This window comes from Terrabacter sp. 05T424 (genome assembly GCF_056396225.1).
Genome location: NZ_JBFTLB010000002.1, coordinates 825,540 through 843,385, shown reverse-complemented (window position 1 = coordinate 843,385; position 17,846 = coordinate 825,540). Strand labels below are relative to the sequence as shown.

The 17,846-nt window shown below is 72.4% G+C and carries 21 protein-coding genes; 9 read left to right on the top strand and 12 right to left on the bottom strand.

The genetic code is table 11. The features are described 5' to 3' along the window. Positions 1–63: 63 nt before the first annotated feature. From AC1DE0_RS09105 to AC1DE0_RS09095, 3 genes are all read right to left on the bottom strand, one after another. The gene (locus tag AC1DE0_RS09105) at positions 64–921 is read right to left on the bottom strand and encodes a TrmH family RNA methyltransferase (RefSeq protein ID WP_478099507.1); all 858 of its coding nucleotides are present in this window, start codon (positions 919–921) and stop codon (positions 64–66) included. A gap of 115 nt (positions 922–1,036) precedes the next feature. Then, entirely contained in the window at positions 1,037–1,465 is a 429-nt protein-coding gene (locus AC1DE0_RS09100) for a DUF2000 family protein (protein WP_478099505.1), read from the bottom strand. 183 nt (positions 1,466–1,648) lie between these two features. Then, complete coding sequence (locus AC1DE0_RS09095) at positions 1,649–2,452, bottom strand: AraC family transcriptional regulator (protein ID WP_478099504.1); 804 nt, start codon at positions 2,450–2,452, stop codon at positions 1,649–1,651. Between the two features lie 69 nt (positions 2,453–2,521). Between AC1DE0_RS09095 and AC1DE0_RS09090 the strand changes: the two genes are divergently transcribed. Further along, positions 2,522–2,950 carry a VOC family protein gene (locus AC1DE0_RS09090; RefSeq protein WP_478099501.1) on the top strand — a complete coding sequence of 143 codons (429 nt, stop codon included), beginning with the start codon at positions 2,522–2,524 and terminating at the stop codon, positions 2,948–2,950. Positions 2,951–2,981: 31 nt separating this feature from the next. Here AC1DE0_RS09090 and AC1DE0_RS09085 read toward each other — a convergent pair whose 3' ends face one another. Next, positions 2,982–3,173, bottom strand: coding sequence for a hypothetical protein (locus tag AC1DE0_RS09085; RefSeq protein ID WP_478099499.1), 192 nt, complete (start codon positions 3,171–3,173; stop codon positions 2,982–2,984). 66 nt (positions 3,174–3,239) lie between these two features. Here AC1DE0_RS09085 and AC1DE0_RS09080 point away from each other — a divergent pair, with 66 nt between their 5' ends. The 5 genes from AC1DE0_RS09080 to AC1DE0_RS09060 all read left to right on the top strand — a co-directional run bounded on the left by AC1DE0_RS09080 (position 3,240) and on the right by AC1DE0_RS09060 (position 7,973). Further along, entirely contained in the window at positions 3,240–3,800 is a 561-nt protein-coding gene (locus AC1DE0_RS09080) for a cysteine hydrolase family protein (protein ID WP_478099497.1), read from the top strand. Positions 3,801–3,935: 135 nt separating this feature from the next. Then, a complete protein-coding gene (locus AC1DE0_RS09075; protein ID WP_478099495.1) occupies positions 3,936–4,448 on the top strand; it encodes a DedA family protein in 513 nt (170 codons plus the stop codon). Positions 4,449–4,492: 44 nt separating this feature from the next. Next, positions 4,493–5,230 carry a response regulator transcription factor gene (locus tag AC1DE0_RS09070; protein WP_478099575.1) on the top strand — a complete coding sequence of 246 codons (738 nt, stop codon included), beginning with the start codon at positions 4,493–4,495 and terminating at the stop codon, positions 5,228–5,230. A gap of 113 nt (positions 5,231–5,343) precedes the next feature. Beyond that, complete coding sequence (locus tag AC1DE0_RS09065; RefSeq protein ID WP_478099493.1) at positions 5,344–6,690, top strand: HAMP domain-containing sensor histidine kinase; 1,347 nt, start codon at positions 5,344–5,346, stop codon at positions 6,688–6,690. A gap of 254 nt (positions 6,691–6,944) precedes the next feature. Further along, positions 6,945–7,973, top strand: coding sequence for a TerC/Alx family metal homeostasis membrane protein (locus AC1DE0_RS09060; RefSeq protein WP_478099491.1), 1,029 nt, complete (start codon positions 6,945–6,947; stop codon positions 7,971–7,973). A gap of 35 nt (positions 7,974–8,008) precedes the next feature. Here the strand turns inward: AC1DE0_RS09060 and AC1DE0_RS09055 are convergent, their stop codons facing one another. The 3 genes from AC1DE0_RS09055 to AC1DE0_RS09045 all read right to left on the bottom strand — a co-directional run bounded on the left by AC1DE0_RS09055 (position 8,009) and on the right by AC1DE0_RS09045 (position 9,393). After that, on the bottom strand, positions 8,009–8,584 hold the full coding sequence (locus AC1DE0_RS09055) for a hypothetical protein (RefSeq protein ID WP_478099487.1): 576 nt from the start codon (positions 8,582–8,584) through the stop codon (positions 8,009–8,011). An 84-nt stretch (positions 8,585–8,668) separates the two neighbouring features. Next, on the bottom strand, positions 8,669–9,007 hold the full coding sequence (locus tag AC1DE0_RS09050) for a YciI family protein (RefSeq protein ID WP_478099485.1): 339 nt from the start codon (positions 9,005–9,007) through the stop codon (positions 8,669–8,671). 5 nt (positions 9,008–9,012) lie between these two features. Beyond that, positions 9,013–9,393 carry a TIGR03618 family F420-dependent PPOX class oxidoreductase gene (locus AC1DE0_RS09045; RefSeq protein WP_478099483.1) on the bottom strand — a complete coding sequence of 127 codons (381 nt, stop codon included), beginning with the start codon at positions 9,391–9,393 and terminating at the stop codon, positions 9,013–9,015. A 118-nt stretch (positions 9,394–9,511) separates the two neighbouring features. Here AC1DE0_RS09045 and AC1DE0_RS09040 point away from each other — a divergent pair, with 118 nt between their 5' ends. Further along, positions 9,512–9,982, top strand: a complete 471-nt coding sequence (locus AC1DE0_RS09040) for a winged helix-turn-helix transcriptional regulator (protein ID WP_478099480.1) — start codon at positions 9,512–9,514, stop codon at positions 9,980–9,982. A gap of 21 nt (positions 9,983–10,003) precedes the next feature. Here AC1DE0_RS09040 and AC1DE0_RS09035 read toward each other — a convergent pair whose 3' ends face one another. From AC1DE0_RS09035 to AC1DE0_RS09015, 5 genes are all read right to left on the bottom strand, one after another. Next, the gene (locus tag AC1DE0_RS09035; RefSeq protein ID WP_478099574.1) at positions 10,004–11,224 is read right to left on the bottom strand and encodes an RNA polymerase sigma factor; all 1,221 of its coding nucleotides are present in this window, start codon (positions 11,222–11,224) and stop codon (positions 10,004–10,006) included. Positions 11,225–11,376: 152 nt separating this feature from the next. Continuing rightward, positions 11,377–11,808 carry a YciI family protein gene (locus tag AC1DE0_RS09030; RefSeq protein ID WP_478099572.1) on the bottom strand — a complete coding sequence of 144 codons (432 nt, stop codon included), beginning with the start codon at positions 11,806–11,808 and terminating at the stop codon, positions 11,377–11,379. Between the two features lie 110 nt (positions 11,809–11,918). After that, positions 11,919–12,881 carry a hypothetical protein gene (locus tag AC1DE0_RS09025; RefSeq protein WP_478099478.1) on the bottom strand — a complete coding sequence of 321 codons (963 nt, stop codon included), beginning with the start codon at positions 12,879–12,881 and terminating at the stop codon, positions 11,919–11,921. Between the two features lie 19 nt (positions 12,882–12,900). Continuing rightward, positions 12,901–13,758 (bottom strand): HAD family hydrolase, encoded by an 858-nt coding sequence (locus AC1DE0_RS09020; protein WP_478099473.1) that lies wholly within the window; start codon positions 13,756–13,758, stop codon positions 12,901–12,903. A gap of 112 nt (positions 13,759–13,870) precedes the next feature. Next, the gene (locus AC1DE0_RS09015; RefSeq protein WP_478099471.1) at positions 13,871–15,238 is read right to left on the bottom strand and encodes a dihydrolipoyl dehydrogenase family protein; all 1,368 of its coding nucleotides are present in this window, start codon (positions 15,236–15,238) and stop codon (positions 13,871–13,873) included. Between the two features lie 401 nt (positions 15,239–15,639). On the opposite strand from AC1DE0_RS09015, the gene AC1DE0_RS09010 reads away from it, so the two are divergent. Both AC1DE0_RS09010 and AC1DE0_RS09005 read left to right on the top strand, forming a co-directional pair. Beyond that, entirely contained in the window at positions 15,640–16,374 is a 735-nt protein-coding gene (locus tag AC1DE0_RS09010; RefSeq protein WP_478099469.1) for a sulfite exporter TauE/SafE family protein, read from the top strand. 210 nt (positions 16,375–16,584) lie between these two features. After that, positions 16,585–17,766, top strand: coding sequence for a phytanoyl-CoA dioxygenase family protein (locus AC1DE0_RS09005; RefSeq protein WP_478099468.1), 1,182 nt, complete (start codon positions 16,585–16,587; stop codon positions 17,764–17,766). Positions 17,767–17,846 lie beyond the last annotated feature (80 nt).

The following is a 17,846-nucleotide window of genomic DNA, read 5'->3' as shown; positions in this document are numbered from 1 at the left end:
TCACGCGTCACACGAGCGAAACCTTCCCGTCATCGCGTATGCCGTCACGCGACCTCTCGGGGGTCAGCGCAGGTCGCGCTGGCGCACCGCCTCGTACAGCACGATGGCGGCCGAGGCTGCGACGTTGAGGCTGTTCGCCTTGCCGTGCATGGGGATTCGCACGCGGTGGGTGGCGGCCTCGAGGAGGGTGGGGTCGGCGCCGTGCTTCTCGCTGCCGACGGCGACGGCGACGCGGCCGGTGTAGTCGACGTCGGTGTGGAGCAGGTCGGTCTCGGGGGTCGTGACGACGAGGCGGATGTCGTTGGCCGTCACCCAGTCGAGCACCTCGGCCGTCGTGGCGCTCGCGGCGGGCACGGCGAAGACGGTGCCCTTGCTCGCGCGGACGACGTTGGGGTTGCCCCAGTCGGTGACCGGGTCGGCCGCGACGACGGCGTCGACACCGGCGGCGTCGGCGGTGCGGAGCATGGCGCCGAGGTTGCCCGGCTTCTCGACGCCCTGGCTGAGCAGGGTGAGGTGGTCAGGCCCGTCGACGTGAAGGTCGGCGAGGCCGACACCAACGCGGTCGACGACGGCGAGCAGGCCGTCGGGGCCCTCGCGGTAGCTGACCTTCTCGAACGCGCTGCGGCTCAGGTGGACTACCTCGACGCGGTCACCGCGGAGCCGGGCGAGCAGGTCGGTCTGGTGGCCGATGTCCTGGCTGCCGGCCCGGCCCGCGGGGCTGAAGAGCTCCTCGCAGACGTAGACAGTGCCCGGCCGCACGCCGGCCGACAGGGCGAGGCCGATCTCCTCGTAGCCCTCGACGAGGGTCTGGCCGGTCTCCTCGCGGGTGCGGCGCCGGCGCAGGCCGAGCAGGCTCTTGAGGCGAGGGTTGGTCGCGGACGTGATGGTCAGCTCGCGGGGCTGCTGAGGAGCGTTCGTCATGGCGCGCCCAGCATCCCACCCCCCGGCTGTCGGCCACACGACGTGCGCTTCGTGTCACGCCACGCGGCTGCATCAGCGGTCCATGACGGGAGGCGCACGTCGTGCCGGTGGCGGGTCACGGGTGCAGGCGCGAGCCCTTGAGGATGCGGTCGACGGCGTTCTTCGGTGCGTGCAGCGCCAGCCCCACGAGGTCGAGGTCGGAGGTCGGGACGGCGGCGACGGCCGCGCGGTTGTCGGCGTCGTGGCCGGTCACGAACATGTCTCTCGTGTAGACGGCCACCGGTGTGCCCCGCCGCAGCGCTCGCTCGTGCGCGGTGGTGACCGTGGCCGCGTCGCCCTCGAAGACGAGCACCGGCATGCCGAGCAACGGCAGGTAGCTGCGGCCGTCGGCATCGGCATACGGCTCACCGACGAGCTCCGGGTGCGCGGCCGTCACCCCGCTGACAAGGAACGCGGTGACGTTGAGGCGCTGCCAGGCCTCGAGGTCGTCGCGCACGAGGACGGCGATCTTGGTGGCGAACGGCGGGGTGAGCAGGTCGGTCATGGGTCGATCGTGCGCGCCGCCGCGGGCTCCCGTCTTGTACGCCGTTGATCAGGCAGGAGGTCGAGCGCGAGATCGCGCAGGTGGTGTCGTCTCACGACAGCGGGCGCGCGACGAGGCGCAGGATCACCGGCCGATCACGTATGCCGGGTGGCGGGGTCGGACGGCCCGGTCCGGACCGTGCGGTCAGGCGCTGCGCTGGAACCGGGTCGGCGTCGTGTCGAGGAACCGGCGGAAGTGCCGCGTCAGGTGGGCCTGGTCGTAGAAGCCGGTCTCGGGCGCGACGAGCGCCGCAGGAATGCCGTCGCGCAGCCGACGCCGGGCGAGGTCGAGGCGGCGGCCGAGGAGGTACTGGTGCGGCGCGATGCCGTACGCGCGGGAGAAGGACCGAACCAGGTGCGGAGTCGTGACCCCGAAGGAGGCGGCCACCGCCGCGACCCCGGGCGTTCCGACGGGGTCGGCGTCGAAGACCTCGCGGGCGAGGCGCGCGACCCGACGGCCCGCAGGCTGCGCGGCATCTGTGGGAGGGGGCATGCGGCATACGAGATGGGCGGTGAGGCGTTCGACGACGAGCGCGAGCCTGGACTCGGCTTCGAGGTCGTCGCGGGCGACGAGGGCCCGGTCGAGCAGCGACACCGCGCGGCGCAGGTCGGCGTCGGGGACGAGCGGCGCGTCGACCGCGCGGCCGACGAGGTCGGGTGCGATGACGTCCTCCTCGAGGTAGACGACGCGCTTGCGGAACCCGGCCGCGGTCAGGGCGCGGCCGTCGTGGACGACGTGCGGGGGCAGCAGGGTCACGCCCTGGCGCACGGCCGTGTGGTCGTGGCGGTCGAGGTCATAGCCGATGACGCCGTCGTCGACGACGAGGAGGGTCCACGTGTCGTGGGTGTGCCCCGGGTAGGCGTGGTCGTGCCACTGCGCGTGGAAGACTTCCGCGACACCCGCCACCGCGGGCCGCCACGACACCGTCCGGTCGATCGGGGACTCCACAACGGCACGGTAGCCCGCGCCGCGCTCCTAGGGTGGGCAGGTCCGCGCACGCACGACCGAGGAGGGTCCATGACCGAGACGCACGGCTACCCGCGGCTCATGCACACCGCACTTGACACCCACGACGCGCGCGGGCTCGCCGAGTTCTACCGCGAGCTGCTCGGGCTGCACTACCGGCCCGGTGACGAGCCCCCGGACGACCCGGCCGACGACGACGCCGACTGGCTCGTGCTCCTCGACGACGACGGGGTGCGGCGGCTCGCCTTCTCACGGACGGACGAGCCGGTGGCCCGCTCGACCTGGCCGACCCACGAGGTGCCGATGCAGCTGCACGTGGACTACGCCGTGCCGACCTTCGCCGAGCTCGAGAGGCACCGCGACCGGGCGCTGGCCCTCGGGGCCGAGCTGCGCCTCGACCGCACCGACGACCCCGACGAGGCGCTCGTCGTGCTCGCCGACCCCGCGGGCCACCCGTTCTGCCTCCTCGTCGCCGGCTGAACCGGGCTGGGCCCGTCGGGCGGCGACGAGGTCAGGGCGCTGGCTCGGGGGCCGCCTCGGTGGCTGACTCGGCCGTGCGCGGCCGGGCGGGGCCATCGGGTGGCCGTACGTGGCCGTCGGGGTGCAGAGCGCTCGCCTCCTCGATCGGCTTGCCGAGCAGGTGGAGGAGCACGGTGCGGACGGTCGGGTTGGTGACCCCACCGGGGGTGAGCAGGGGCTTCACGGTGCCGACGTAGCCGGTGCGGCGCCAGGCCGCCCGGCGTCGGTGGTGCGGCGTAGCGTCAGAAGCATGACCACCCTCGAAGGCCGCCCCAACACCGCGCTCCTCGTCGTCGACGTCCAGAACCAGGTCGTTGCCGACGCCTGGGACCGCGACGGTGTCATCGCCCGCATCAACACCCTCGTCGCCAAGGCGCGCAACGAGCACGTGCCGGTCATCTGGGTGCAGCACTCCGACGAGAACATGGCAATCGACTCAGACGGCTGGCAGTACGTCCCCGAGCTCGTCCGCGACGAGGGTGAGCCCCTGGTCCACAAGTGCTACGGCGACTCGTTCGAGGACACCGACCTCGAGTCGCTGCTCTCCGAGCGCGCCGTCGGCCGGGTCGTCGTCACGGGCGCGCAGACCGACGCGTGCATCCGCTCGACCCTGCACGGCGCGCTCGTCCGCGGTTACGACGCGACCCTCGTCGAGGACGCCCACACCACCGAGGACCTCCGCCAGTGGGGCGTTCCCGTCAGCCCCGAGCAGGTCATCGCGCACACCAACACCTACTGGAGCTGGTCCGAGGCACCCGGCCGCAAGGGTGACGTGGCGCCGACCGCAGAGGTCGACTTCGGCACTCGCTGAGCTCGACTTCGGCACTCGCTGAGGCGACGCCTTCGCACGGGGCGAGCACCTCTCCGTCCGTACGCGTTGGGCTCGGCGCCGGGCCCGGGGCACCTCGGTGGCCGGCGGGTGACCCACCCCGCCTAGGGTGTGAGCATGCTCGACAGGTTGGCCGAGCTGCCCTTCTGGCAGGCGTTCCTCGCGTTGTTCGCGAGCGCGATCGTGCGCTCCAACGGCACCTACTGGCTCGGCCGAGGCGCGATCGCGAGCTGGCGCCGCTACCGCGGGGCGCACGGTGACCTGACGGCGCGCGCCGAGGGGCTGCTGCGGCGGCTCGGACCCGCCGCCGTCACCCTCTCCTACCTCACCGTCGGGGTCCAGACCGCGATCCACCTGACTGCCGGCGTCATGCGGATGCCGCTGCGGTGGTACGTCCCGGCCGCGGTCGCCGGGTCGGTCATCTGGGCGGTGCTCTACGCGACGGTCGGCCTCGCCGTCGTGCAGGCCTGGCTCGCGGCCGAGGCCGGCTCGTGGTGGGGCATCGCCGTCGTCGCCGTGGCCGTGCTCGCCCTCGCCACGTGGCTCCTCGCGCGGTCCCGCGCCCGGTCGTCGGCGAAGTCGTCGAGCGCACCCGAACACGATCATGACGTGCGCGCGACGTCGGCGTGACTCGCCGGGCCCCTTGCCTCACTACGCTGCGAGACGTGCCCGCCATGCCCGGCCCGAGCGCCGACCCCGGCCGCGGCCTCGTGCTCGTCGTCGAGGACGAGCCCGCCATCGCCGACGTGCTGCGTCTCAACCTGAGGGCCGCCGGCTACGGCGTCGAGGTCGTCGGCGACGGCGCTGCTGCACTCGAGGCGACGCGCACCCTGCGGCCCAGCGCCCTGGTGCTGGACATCGGCCTGCCGACCCTCGACGGCATCGAGGTGTGCCGCCAGCTGCGAGGCCGCGGCGACTGGACGCCTGTGCTCTTCGTGACCGCACGCGACGACGAGGTCGACCCCATCCTCGGCATCGAGCTCGGCGCCGACGACTACATCACCAAGCCGTTCTCGCCGCGCGAGCTCGTGGCACGGCTTGGCGGCGTGCTGCGACGGACCCGGGGCGATGCCGGTGCGCCCGACCTGCTCCGCGCGGGAGAGCTCACCGTCGACCTCACCAGCCACGAGGTGCGCGTCGCCGGTCGCGAGATCGCCCTGACCGCAACGGAGTTCGACCTCCTCGCCCATCTCCTGCGTCGACCGGGAGTCGTCTTCACCCGCGAGCAGCTGCTCAGCGACGTGTGGGGGTATGCCGCGACGGCGGGCGGCCGCACCGTCGACGTCCACGTCGCCCAGGTGCGCGCCAAGCTCGGCGACGCGAGCCCGATCCGCACCGTGCGCTCCGTCGGGTATGCCGCCGAGCGCGCTCCGCGGGCCGGCGTCGCCAGCACGCGGCCGGGTGCGTCGTGAGCATCCCTCCTGCGCCGGCACCCACCCGGCAGCCTGCGCCCTCACCGTCCTCGGAGCGGCCCGCCGGGCTGGCGTCCCCCCGTCGGTCCCGCGGCACGCTCTCGCGGCGGATCGTGCTGCTGGGCGTGGGGATCGCCGTCCTCACGGCCCTGCTCGCGGGGCTGCTCGCCGTGGGGCTCACCCGCACCTCGGCCGACGACAGCGCCCGCAGGACGCTCTCGCAGATCGCCGACGCCGCCGCCGACCGTGCCGACGCCGGTGTCGTGGCACGGACGTCGCAGACCAGGACGGTGCGCACCCTCGGGGTCCTGGGCATCGAGTCAGCGAGCGTGGGTCGCGGCGGAGCGGTCACCTCGACGAGCCGGATCGCCCGTCAGGCCCTGACACCGGATCGGCAGCAGCAGCTCCTCGCCGGGCGCACCGTGTCGGCCCGCGACGAGATCGACGGAACGCTCGTGCTCGTCGAGGGCCGGCCGACCGACGCCGGCGGGACCGTGCTCGTTCAGCGGCGCAGCGACGCGACGGCCGACTCCGACCGGTTCGTGCGGCGGGTGCTGCTCGCCCTCGCCATCGCCGTGGTCGTCGCCGTCGTGGTCAGCGTGGCCCTCGCGCGACGGCTGTCGCGTCCGCTGCGGCGCACCGCCGACGCCGCCCACGCCCTCGCGGCCGGGCAGCGCGACGTGCGGGTCCCGGTCGAGGGGCCGGACGAGGTGGCCGAGGTGGCGAGCGCCCTCAACACCCTGTCCGGGACGCTGTCCCGCTCGGAGGGGCGCCAGCGCGACTTCCTCCTGTCGGTCTCGCACGACCTGCGCACGCCGCTCACCGGCATCAGCGGCTACGCCGAGTCGCTGGCGAGCGGAGTCGTGCCACCCGACGACACGGCTCGTGTCGGTGGCGTCGTGCTCACCGAGGCCAAGCGGCTCGAGCGGCTGGTCGGCGACCTGCTCGACCTCGCGCGGCTCGGCGCCGACCAGCCGAGCGTGGCCCCCGAACGCACCGACCTTGCCGCGCTCGGCCGTGAGCTGGAGTCGGTGTGGGGCCGTCGCTGCGCCGCCGTCGGGGTGCCGTTCACTGTCGTCACCGGGGCCAACGCGGTGTGGACCGTCACCGACCCCGCGCGGGTGCGCCAGCTCGTCGACGGCCTGCTCGAGAACGCCCTGCGCGTCACGCCGGCCGGCCGCCCGATCGTCGTCGAGGTGCGGGCCGAGCCGGCCTCCGACGTCGTCGAGGTGCGCGACGGCGGCCCCGGTCTCACGGACGACGACCTCGATGTCGCCTTCGAGCCCTCGGTCCTGCACGAGCGCTACCGCGGGGTGCGGCCGGTCGGCACCGGGCTCGGCCTCGCCATCGTCGGCCGCCTCGCCGAGGTCCTCGGCGGCTCGGTGGAGGCCGGGCACGCCGCCGAGGGCGGCGCCCGCTTCACCCTGCGACTCCCGGGCACACGGCATACGCAAGGGTGAGGTGTGCCGACAGAGGTGCGCGCTTCCATCACGCGTGGGCCTTGCACCGCCCACTCCCGCCGGAAACCCGCACTCCTGCCGGAAGCGCCCATCGGCACGCGTTTGGCCCACCGCGGACCGGCCCGTAGAATGGTTGACGAGGGGAGTACTTCCTCGCGCGCTCCGGTCAGTACGGCGGTCCCACGACCGCCCCGGTCCGCGGCCGGCATCGCCGGTGAAGGAGACCTCAGACGTTCAACGTTCTGAGGAGACCCATGCTCTCTGTGCTGGCGCCTGCCGCCACCGGACCCGCGGCCCCGACCGCGCCGATCGGCACCCCCACCCTCTGGATCGCGACGATCGCGGGCGTGCTCGCCCTCTTCGTCATCGACTTCCTCATCACCCGCCGCCCGCACGACCCGAGCATGCGCGAGGCGCTCGGCTGGTCGGCCTTCTACATCGCCATCCCGCTGCTCTTCGGCGGCTGGCTCTGGTGGCAGTACGGCTCGCAGCAGGGGGTCGAGTACTACACCGGCTACACCGTCGAGAAGTCGCTCTCGGTCGACAACCTCTTCGTCTTCATCATCCTGCTGTCGGCGTTCGCCGTGCCGCGCGCGCTGCGCCAGCGGGTGTTGCTCATCGGCGTCGCGGGCGCTCTCGTGCTGCGGGGCATCTTCATCGCCCTCGGCGCGCAGATGATCGCGAGCTTCGCGTGGACCTTCCTGCTCTTCGGCGCCATCCTGCTCGCGACCGCGGTCAAGGTCGGGCGTGACGCCCTGTCGCACGGGGACCACAGCATCGACGTCGACCAGCTGCGCAGCGTCCGGCTGATCCGCCGCTTCTACCCCGTCACCGACGCGTATGCCGGCACGAACCTCACCGTCAAGCGTGACGGTCGCCGGGCCCTGACGCCGATCGCGCTGGTGGCCATCGCCATCCTCGGCACCGACATCGTCTTCGCCATCGACTCGGTGCCCGCGGTCTACGGCATCACCGGCGACCCCTACCTCGTCTTCGCGACGAACGCCTTCGCGCTCCTGGGCCTTCGGGCGCTCTACTTCGTGCTGGAGAGTGCCCTCGCCAAGCTGGTCCACCTCGGCCACGGGCTCTCGCTCATCCTCGCCTTCATCGGCGTCAAGCTCGTGCTGCACTGGGCGCACGGCGTCTGGCCCGGAGTGCCGCAGATACCGACGCTGCTCTCGCTCGCCGTCATCCTCGGCATCCTCGCCGTCGTGACGATGACGAGCCTCGTCGCGAACCGGCGAGCGGAGAGCCGGATCGATGTGTTCGGCGGTCACGGGTGACCGCCGAACACATCGAACTGGCCTAGCGGTGAGCCTCAGGTCGTCGCGCTCTTGTAGACGACGAGGCGAGCCGTCAACTTCGTGGCGCCGACCCCGGTGACGAGAGCCTTGGAGCCCACCTTCACGGCTCCGACCGTCGAGGCGGCGCCGTTGCCGTGGGCACGCTGGCGCACCTTCGTGTCCTTGCCCACGGCATACGTCAGCGAGAAGCCGTCCTTGGCCTTGACCGTGATCGAGGTGGCCGACACGGCGGTGACCTGGCCGCGGACGGCCTGGTGGGTGACCGGACCGTTCGCCGACTCGGTGACCCACGTGGCGTGCAGGGATCGAAGGAGCCTGGCGCGCAGTCCCTTCCGCTCTGGCGCGACCGCTTGGGTCGTGTCAGTTCCGGTCGGGTTCTCAAGGGCGGCGTTGACGAGCTCGATCGTGTCGCCGTCGGCCTGCTGGGCGCCGGCCGCCTGCTCGCCTGGAGCCGCGGCCGCGACCGCCGTGTCGGTCGGGCCGGCCTTCGAGCACGCCCCGAGGGTGAGGCTGCCGAGGACGAGGAGCGCCGCACCGACTGCGGTGGACGTGCGCGTGAGGCGGCGGGTGGCTGAGGTGTGGTTCATCATGGCTGCAACGCTCTCGCACGCAGGTGAAGCGAGGGTCCGGGTCGTGTTCGGATCGTGTTCGGGCTGGCGTCGTCGGGCCCGGGTTCAGGCCGGCAGCGCGTCGCCCGGGAAGCCGAGGCTCGGGTGCACCTCGACGGTCATCATGCCGGCTTGCACGCACGGGTCGGCGGCCATCACCTCTCGCGCCTCGTCGGCGGGCAACGTCATGATCGCGACGCCGGCGACGGTGTCGGAGATCACCGGGCTGAGGATCGCGATGACCCCGTCGGCCCGCAGACCCACCATCCGCCGCTGGTGCGCACCCTCGATCGTGGCGGCGTCGTCCTGGTGACGGCCACCTGCCCAGCGGAGGATCGCCACGGCATACGGCCGGGCGGTCGCGGCCAGCGCCTCGACCTGCTCGTCGGTCACGTCGGCGCTCATGCCTGTCACATCCCCAGCCTCTGGTGCTCGACCTCGACGAGCGCGACGACCCGCTCCTGGTCGCGGCCGTAGGGCGACCCGATGTACTTCATCGCGATCTCGTCGACCACCGCCCACCCCGTTTCGCCCTCGAGCCACTCGACGACGCGCCCACGCAGGACCACGGGGGTGAACGGCGAGTCGGCGGGGGTGAGCGAGATGGCGACCCTGGGATCGCGGCGCAGGTTGCGCGCCTTGCGGGACTCGGGTCCGGTGAGGAAGGCGACCCGGTCGCCGACGGTGCCGATCCACAGCGGGGTCGAGTGCGGCGAGCCGTCGGGCAGGGTGGTCGCAAGGTGTGCGACTGGTGTGCCGTCCAGGACGGTGCGTATGTCTGCGTCGATCATGTCGTGCCCTCCTGAGGTGGACGTCGTCGTCAGCGGACCTGCCAGGTTCCTTGAAGGAACTTCGTCGACCGTAGCAGGCAGCGTTCCCTGAAGGAACCCCAAATGCTAGGTTCTTCGTATGCAACGCACCCAGTTCGGCGACATGGCGTGCTCGATCGCCCGCACGCTCGACGTGATCGGCGAGCCCTGGTCGCCACTGATCCTGCGCGACGTCTGGGTCGGCATGACCCGGTTCGAGCAGCTCCAGGCCGACCTCGGCATCTCGCGCAAGGTGCTCACCGAGCGGCTGGCCCACCTCGTGGAGCAGGGCGTGCTCGAGCGCCAGCCGTACGACGCGCGTCCCCGGTTCGACTACCGCCTCACCGAGAAGGGCACCGAGCTCGTCGAGATGCTGATGGTCATGGTCCGGTGGGGTGACCGCTGGCTCGCCGGCGAAGCCGGCCCACCGGTGCTCTACCGCCACCACGCGTGCGGCGAGATCGCCACCGTCGACCCGCGGTGCAGCCGCTGCGGTGAGCCGATGCACGCCGACGACGTCGACGTGCTGCCCGGACCGGGCGCGGCCGTGGGTTCGCTGGCCGGCTCGTGAGGGCCTCGGGCCCCGAGCAGGTCAGGCCTCCCCCGCGGCCCTCCTGAGGAGCAGCGCCTTCTCGGCGTCGTTCTGGGCCATGTCGGCCGCCCGCGCGAACTCGGCCCGGGCCTCGTCGTCGCGCCCGAGCCGCGAGAGCAGGTCTCCACGGACGCTCGGGAGCAGGTGGTAGCCGTCGAGCGCATTGGCGGCCACCAGTGCGTCGACGACGACGAGCGCGTCGGCCGGCCCGTCGGCGTACGACATCGCCACGGCCCGGTTGAGGTCGATGACCGGCGAGGGCCGCACCGTGCCGAGCCGCTCGTAGAGGGCGACGATCTGCGACCAGTCGGTGGCGTCGGCGGTGCGGGCGCGGGCATGGCACGCGGCGATGGCGGCCTGCAGCAGGTAGGGGCCGGGACCGGTCGCGGTGGCGAGCGACGACGCCCGGTCGAGCGCGGCGAGGGCGTGCCGGATCAGTCCCCAGTCCCACTTCGTGCGGTCCTGGTCGAGCAGCAGCACGGGCTCGCCGTCGCGCCCGATGCGCGCACGGGTGCGCGACGCCTGGATCTCCATGAGCGCGAGCAGCCCGTGCACCTCGGGCTCGCCGGGGGCGAGGGCGGCCAGCACCCGACCGAGCCGGATCGCCTCCTCCATGAGGTCGCCGCGCACCCAGTCGCGACCTGACGTGGCGGCATACCCCTCGTTGAAGATGAGGTAGACGACCTCGAGCACGGACGCGAGACGTGGCGCGAGGTCGGCGCCCGAGGGCACCTCGATGGTGACGCCGTCCTGGCTCAGCGTCTTCTTCGCGCGCGAGATGCGCTGGCCGATCGTGGGCTCGCTCGTGAGGAACGCGCGGGCGATCTCGCGAGTGGTGAGACCGCCGATCATCCTCAGCGTCAACGAGATCCGCGCCTGGGCAGTGAGCACCGGGTGGCAGGCCGCGAAGATGAGCCCGAGCACGTCGTCGTCGATGTCCTCGAGGGCAGCGTCGAAGTCGGACTCGGCCAGGTCGGCCACCCTCAGCTCCTCCATGTGTCCCACCTGCTGCAGCTTGCTCGCGAGGTTCACGTCGCGTCGGATGCGGTCGATGGCCCGCCGCCTCGCCGTCGACGTGAGCCAGGCGCCGGGCTTGGTCGGGATGCCGTCGCGCGGCCACTGCTCGAGGGCCTGCACGAAGGCGTCCTGGGCGAGGTCCTCGGCGAGGCCTACGTCGCCGACGACGCGTGCGATGACAGCGGTCACCTTGGCGGCCTCCATGCGCCACACGGCCGCGAGCGTGCGCTGCACCTCGTCGGGCGAGACGGCGGGCGCGTTCGCCCGGGTGGGCGCGGAGGAGTCGTCAGCGGTGGCCTCGGTTGACACCCCGCCACTCTCGCACGCTCGAGAGGGCGGGGCGGCGGTCGACGCGTTCAGCCTGCGGCGGCGTTGCGGGTCGCCTCGGCGCGCATCTGCTCCTCGCGCTCGATCATCTCCGGCGTGAGCACGTCGGCGAAGTCCTCAGGCGCGTAGATCTGGCGCAGCTCGAGCGCCTTGCCTGCATCGGGCACGCACGACACCGGCCACTTCTTGAGCCACTCGAGGGCCTCCTCGCGTGAGCTGACGTCGATGATCGTGAAACCGGCGATGAGCTCCTTCGCCTCCGCGAACGGGCCGTCCGTGACGACCCAGTCGCCGTCCTCGTAGGTGACGCGGGCGCCCTTCGCGGACGGCTGCAGCCCCTGGCCGTCGACGAAGACGCCGGCCTTGAGCATCTCCTCGTTGTAGGCCTGCATGTCGGCGAACTGCTGCTCGCTGCCGCTCAGTCCCTCCTCGGTCTCGCCGTTGGCGGGGACGATGATCATGAAGCGCACGGTGGTCTCCTCTGTCGGTGCGGGCCTGTCCCGCCTCACCCCTACGTCGAACGGCGCCGACGCCCTTCGACACGGCCCCGAGACTTCCTGCCGGGACCGGGTCAGCGCGGGCCCGTCTGCCCGATGCTGGCACGGACCTTGCCCGCGAGCGTGCGATAGAAGTCGACGTTGCGCAGGTAGCGGTAGTGGTCGGTCGCCAGGGTGCCCGCTGCGAAGAACGCCGAGTCGTCGACACCGTCGATGATGCCCTCGGCGCGGAAGCTGAGCAGGTCGGCGTGGTCCCAGACGTTCCACCAGCCGCCGAGGTGCTCCGAGGGCGGATAGGCCGTCGGGCCGGGACCGCGGTCGGGCTCGCTCTCGAGGAAGAGGCCGAGCTCCTCGAAGTAGCCGACCTGCGAGGCCGCCGCGCACCAGAAGTCGATGCGCACGCCACGGTGCTCGGGCAGGCGGGGCAGGAAGTGGGTGACGATGTCGTAGACGACCTGGCCACCCATGCTGTGCGTGAGCACGACCAGCGGCTCGCCGCGGCTCTCGGCGGCGAAGGCGGCAGCGTCGAGCCCGGCCAGCACCCGCGCGACGATGGGGCCGGGCGCCTGCGCGGTGCCTCGCGTCGCGACGTACGTCATGACGTCGCCGAGGAAGACCGGCACGAAGTCCTCGACAGGGCGCCGCAACGACGTGGCCATGTCTCTGAGCCGACGTATGCCGCGTGGCTGAGTGTCGACGTCGGGCTCCGCAGCGCCGGTGGCCGACGGGAGCGCTCCCTCGACCGCTCCCTCGACGGCGTTCTCGACCGCTTCGACGGCGGCCTCCGGGAGGTCTTGCGGACGGGAGTCGAGCGACCGGCCGCCGAACGCGAACTGGGCACCGAGATCGCCCCAGTAGACGCGCATGATGGGCACGCCGGCCGGGTCGTCCGAGATCGCGGGCGCGACGTGCTCGCGCAGGTGGGCCTGGATCGTGGGCCACGCCACCTCGCCGAATGCCCTTGTGGCACGGGCGAGCTCGGGCCGCTGCTCGTCGACGTCGCGCACCGCCACGCCGTGCACGAAGACGATCGGCACGCGTACGCCCCTGTCCTGGCTAGAGCTCGAGCCGGGCCGTGGCCGCCGACTGCACCCCGTCGCGGAACGGCACACCGTCGCGCGCAGCCTGGGCGACCGCCTCGAGGATCGGGGCGAGCCCGTCGTCGTCGACGTGGCCCGCGACCTCGTCGGCGATGGCCTTGACCTGGTCGGGGGCGTTGCCCATGGCGACGCCCCAGGCCGCCCAGTGGAGCATCTCGAGGTCGTTGCGCTGGTCGCCGCAGGCCACGGTGTGGATCGGCTCGATCTGCAGCTGCCGGCGCACGAGCTCGAGGGCGCTGGCCTTGGAGACCCCCTCGGGGTTGATGTCGAGCCACGCGGACCAGCCGACGGCGTAGGAGACCCCGTGCAGGCCGGCGCGTTCGACGAGCTCCATGAACTCCTCGGCGGTCGCCTCGGGCTGGCGCAGCGTGACGCGGGTGACGGGGTGGGCGATGAGCTCGTCCCAGTCGACCTCACGCGACTCACCCATCAGCTCGCCGTCGGGGAAGTGCTTGCTCACCTTGAAGCCGATGCCGGGCTCCTCGACGGCGATGAGCGCGTCGGGCAGGGCCACGCGCATCTTCTCGAGGACCGCGCGCGGGTCGAAGGTGACCATGTCGATGATCGAGTAGCCCTCCGGCGCATCGGGATCGACCTGCAGCGTCAGCGCGCCGTTCGAGCAGACCGCATATCCCTGACGCAGTCCGAGCGCCTCGAGGATCGGGGTCGTGGCGATGATCGAGCGGCCCGTCGCGACGACGACGGCGACGTCGTCGGGCAGCGCGCGCACGGCGTCGCGCACGCGGTCGGACAGCTCGCCCATGTGGTTGAGGGTGGTGCCGTCGAGGTCGAGGGCGAGCAGTCGCTGGGCCATGCGCTCACCGTATCGTCCGGTTCATGGCGCTCCTGCGGCCCGGGGCCGCTCGTCACCTGCGCGTCGCCTGTCGGCACCGGGACGTCACCCGGAGGTCACCACGGGTGCGCCGTCAGGCCAGCCGGCCGAGGGCGTCCTCGATGCCGCGGTGCAGCGTCGGGTAGGCGTAGATCATCGAGCGGAGACGGTCGATCGGCACCTGCCCGTGCACGGCGACAGCCAACGCGCCGAGCACCTCGCCCCCGGCCGGTCCCACCACCGTGGCACCGACGAGCACGCCACGGTCGGCGTCGGCGACGACCTTGATCAGCCCGTCCGCCTTGGCGATCCAGCCGCGGGTCGTCTCACCGAGCGGCGTGAGTCCGACCTGCACGTTCGAGAGCTGGTCGCGCGCCTCCGCCTCCGTCAGCCCGACGGCACCGACCTCGGGATCGGTGAAGGTGACGCGCGGGAGGGCGGCATACTCGGCAGGCGGACCGTCGTCGCCGAGGACGTCGCGGATGACGACTCCCGCCTGGTACATCGAGACGTGCGTGAACGCGCCCTTGCCGGTGATGTCGCCGACCGCCCACACGCCGTCGCTGACGCGACAGCGGTCGTCGACGGGGGCGGTGCGCGAGTCCTTCGTGACGCCGACCCGGTCGAGCCCGACAGCCGTGGGGTCGGCCTGACGGCCGGCGGCGACCAGCAGCTGCTCCGACGACAGGGTCGACCCGTCGGTGAGGGTCACGGTGAACGTCGACCCGTCGTGCGTGACCTTGTCGGCACCGACGCCTTCGCGAACCGTCACCCCGTCGGCCTCGAGCGCGCTGCGCAGCACGTCGGAAGCCTCGGGCTCCTCGTGCGCGACGATGCGCTCTCCGGCCTCGACGATGGTGACCTGCACGCCGAAGCGGGCGACGGCCTGGCCGAGCTCGCAGCCGATGGCGCCGCCGCCGAGGATGACGAGCGAGCGGGGCAGCTCCTTGGCCTCGATGATCTCGTGGTTGGTCCAGTAGGGGGTGTCGGCGAGTCCCTCGATGGGCGGGATCGCGGCCCGGGTGCCCGTGTTGACGACGATGCCCTGGGTCGCCGTGTAGGTCGTACCGTCCACGTCGACCCGACCGGGGCCGGCGATGGTGCCGGTGCCGCGGACGAACGTCGCGCCCTTGCCCGTGAGGCGCTCGACGGCGACCTTGTCGTCCCAGTCGTCGGTGGCCTCGTCGCGGATGCGTGTGGCGACGACCGACCAGTCCGGGGTCACCTCGCCGACGGTGCCGGCGAGGCCGTCGACGCGGCGGGCCTCGGCGAGCGCGTCGGCAGCCCGGATCATCATCTTCGACGGGATGCAGCCCCAGTAGGGGCACTCGCCACCGACGAGGCGGTTGTCGATGCCGAGCACGCGCTGCCCGCGTTCGGCCAGTGTGCCGGCAACGTGCTCACCACCCGGTCCGAGACCGATGACGATGACGTCGAACGTGTGGTCGGGTTCGGTGGCCATGGCACAGCCTTACCCGGTCGGCGCGTCGTGGAAAGCCCTGGGCCGTATGCCGGTCGGCCCGGCTCCAGCGAGGCCTCCACACGGGCCGGCCGGGTGGACGGTCACCGCCCGTGACCCGCCGCTCCCTCGACGACTCGAAGTCCGCTGCGCGGCGCCGACGGGTACGACGCACAGCGCCACCACCACGAGCCGCAGCTGCAATCCACGCACGGCACACCCCTTGTCACCTGTCGGACGGTCACGACCGCTGCCCTCAGGGCGAGGCCTGACGCAAACCACAGGAAAACGGACACTCCGAGCGGGCGGGTGTTGCGATGACTCGGCCGGCCCGCAACGGAAGCGCTGCACAGCTCTCGGATGCGACACCGCGATGGCGGCAGGGCGGCATACGCTCCGGTCCCATGACGGTGACGGCGCTGATGCTGCTCGGAGTGGCCGCACTGCTCGTCGGGTTCGCCAAGACCGCCATCGGTGGCGTGGGCAGCGTCGCCGTCGCGATCTTCGCCCTCGTGCTGCCGACGCGGGAGTCCACCGCCGCGATCCTGCTGCTGCTGCTGGTCGGCGACGTCGTCGCCGTGTGGCACTACCGTCGCGACGCCGACTGGCGGCTGATCCGCCAGCTCGTGCCCGCGGTGCTGCCCGGGCTCGCGCTCGGAGCCGTGTTCCTCGCCTGGGTCGACGACACGACGCTGCGCCGCACCATCGGCCTGCTGCTGCTCGTGCTCGCCGCCCTCCAGCTCGTGCTCGCGTGGCGCTCGACCGACACGTCGCGGGTCGGCGCCTCCCGGGCCGCGGCGATCGGCACCGGCGCGGCGGCCGGTTTCGCGACGATGACCGCGAATGCCGCCGGTGCCGTCATGACGCTCTACCTCGTCGCGCAGGGCGTCGAGAAGCGTCGGTTCCTCGGCACGAGCGCGCTCTTCTTCTTCGGCGTCAACCTGTGCAAGGTCCCCTTCAGCGCCGGGCTCGGACTGTTCGATGCCGACACCATCAAGCGCACCGCCCTGCTCGCGCCGTTCGTGCTCGTCGGCACCTGGGTGGGGCTGCACACGGCGAGGCGGTTGAGCCAGAGCCGCTTCGACCAGGCGGTGCTGGCCGCCACCGTGGCGTCCGCCGTCGCCCTCGTCGTCCGCTGACGCCCGGGAGTCACGCCGCACCTCGCCGAGCGGGCTTCAGCCGGGGAGCAGGCGCGCGGGCAGGTTGTGCGGAGTGACGACCTCGACGTCGTCGGCGCCCACGCTACGTGGACTGATGGGTTTCTGATGGGTTTCTTTCGCTGCGGAAGACCGCGCGTCGCCCATGCTGGGAGCAGGCCCAGCACCGGACCACCCGTCGAGGAGGACGTCGTGACCACCCCCACCGCTCACCGCAGCCCGCACTGGCTGCTCCCCGAGGACTGCCGGCTCGCGGACCTGCTCGAGGTCCTCGCCGACCGCACCCGACCCGGCGCGTACCCGCACGCGACCCGGCTCGAGCGCGACGTCGTCGTCTATGACGCGACCCTGCTGGACGGCATACGCAATGACCCGTCAGCGCGGCGCGAGCTGCTCGCGGAGCTGGCGCTGGCGCTCTCGGACGGGCCCGGCATCGTCGTCTTCGAGCACGCGTTCGCTCACGACACCGTCGACCGCGTCACGGCCGCGTTCGACGCCATGATCGCCGAGCAGCGCTCTGCGGGAACGCAGTCCGGTGACCACTTCGGCAAGCCCGGCGCGAACGACCGCGTCTGGAACGCTCTCGAGAAGCTCGCCGTCACGGACCCCGAGGCCTTCGTCGACTACTACGCCAACGACGTCGTCGCGCTCGCTGCGACCGCGTGGCTCGGCCCCGGCTACCAGGTCACCTCGCAGGTCAACGTGGTCAACCCCGGCGGCGCCGGCCAGACGGTGCACCGCGACTACCACCTCGGCTTCCAGAGCGACGAGGTCTGTGCGCGCTACCCGTCGCACGTGCACGCCCTGTCGCAGGTGCTGACGCTGCAGGGCGCGGTCGCCCACTGCGACATGCCCGTCGAGTCTGGGCCCACGCTCTACCTGCCGCACAGCCAGAAGTACGCGCACGGCTACGTCGCCTACCAGCGGCCCGAGTTCCAGGCGTACTTCGTCGAGAACCACGTGCAACTGCCGCTCGCGAAGGGCGACGCCGTCTTCTTCAACCCGGCTCTGTTCCACGCCGCTGGCACGAACCACTCGACCGACATCCGCCGCATGGCCAACCTGCTGCAGATCTCGTCGGCGTTCGGGCGGGCCATGGAGACGGTCGACCGGCAGCGCGTCGTCGAGGCGGTCTTCCCGGCGCTCGTCGCGGCGCGGGCGGCCGGCCTGGCGGACAACGGCGTCGCCAACGCCGTCGCGGCGAGCGCCGAGGGGTACGCGTTCCCGACCAACCTCGACCACGACCAGCCGATCGGTGGGCTGGCACCGCCCAGCCAGGCCGACGTGGTGCTCGCAGCTCTCGCGAACGGGACGAGCGCGGACGAGCTCCACCGCCGCCTCGAGGCCCAGACCGAGGCCCGCCGCTCCCACTGACCCCTCACTGCCTCCCCGCCCCCCTCCCCGCTTCCCGCCCGTTCGATGTATTCGGCGATCACGGGTGATCGCCGAATACA

What these genes read in the sequence shown, in the direction of transcription:
- AC1DE0_RS09105 (WP_478099507.1), bottom strand. Translation starts at nt 921, where the DNA reads ATGACGAACGCTCCTCAGCAGCCCCGCGAGCTGACCATCACGTCCGCG.
- AC1DE0_RS09100 (WP_478099505.1), bottom strand. Translation starts at nt 1,465, where the DNA reads ATGACCGACCTGCTCACCCCGCCGTTCGCCACCAAGATCGCCGTCCTC.
- AC1DE0_RS09090 (WP_478099501.1), top strand. Translation starts at nt 2,522, where the DNA reads ATGACCGAGACGCACGGCTACCCGCGGCTCATGCACACCGCACTTGAC.
- AC1DE0_RS09080 (WP_478099497.1), top strand. Translation starts at nt 3,240, where the DNA reads ATGACCACCCTCGAAGGCCGCCCCAACACCGCGCTCCTCGTCGTCGAC.
- AC1DE0_RS09075 (WP_478099495.1), top strand. Translation starts at nt 3,936, where the DNA reads ATGCTCGACAGGTTGGCCGAGCTGCCCTTCTGGCAGGCGTTCCTCGCG.
- AC1DE0_RS09070 (WP_478099575.1), top strand. Translation starts at nt 4,493, where the DNA reads ATGCCCGGCCCGAGCGCCGACCCCGGCCGCGGCCTCGTGCTCGTCGTC.
- AC1DE0_RS09060 (WP_478099491.1), top strand. Translation starts at nt 6,945, where the DNA reads ATGCTCTCTGTGCTGGCGCCTGCCGCCACCGGACCCGCGGCCCCGACC.
- AC1DE0_RS09055 (WP_478099487.1), bottom strand. Translation starts at nt 8,584, where the DNA reads ATGATGAACCACACCTCAGCCACCCGCCGCCTCACGCGCACGTCCACC.
- AC1DE0_RS09050 (WP_478099485.1), bottom strand. Translation starts at nt 9,007, where the DNA reads ATGAGCGCCGACGTGACCGACGAGCAGGTCGAGGCGCTGGCCGCGACC.
- AC1DE0_RS09045 (WP_478099483.1), bottom strand. Translation starts at nt 9,393, where the DNA reads ATGATCGACGCAGACATACGCACCGTCCTGGACGGCACACCAGTCGCA.
- AC1DE0_RS09040 (WP_478099480.1), top strand. Translation starts at nt 9,512, where the DNA reads ATGCAACGCACCCAGTTCGGCGACATGGCGTGCTCGATCGCCCGCACG.
- AC1DE0_RS09035 (WP_478099574.1), bottom strand. Translation starts at nt 11,224, where the DNA reads ATGGAGGCCGCCAAGGTGACCGCTGTCATCGCACGCGTCGTCGGCGAC.
- AC1DE0_RS09030 (WP_478099572.1), bottom strand. Translation starts at nt 11,808, where the DNA reads ATGATCATCGTCCCCGCCAACGGCGAGACCGAGGAGGGACTGAGCGGC.
- AC1DE0_RS09020 (WP_478099473.1), bottom strand. Translation starts at nt 13,758, where the DNA reads ATGGCCCAGCGACTGCTCGCCCTCGACCTCGACGGCACCACCCTCAAC.
- AC1DE0_RS09015 (WP_478099471.1), bottom strand. Translation starts at nt 15,238, where the DNA reads ATGGCCACCGAACCCGACCACACGTTCGACGTCATCGTCATCGGTCTC.
- AC1DE0_RS09010 (WP_478099469.1), top strand. Translation starts at nt 15,640, where the DNA reads ATGACGGTGACGGCGCTGATGCTGCTCGGAGTGGCCGCACTGCTCGTC.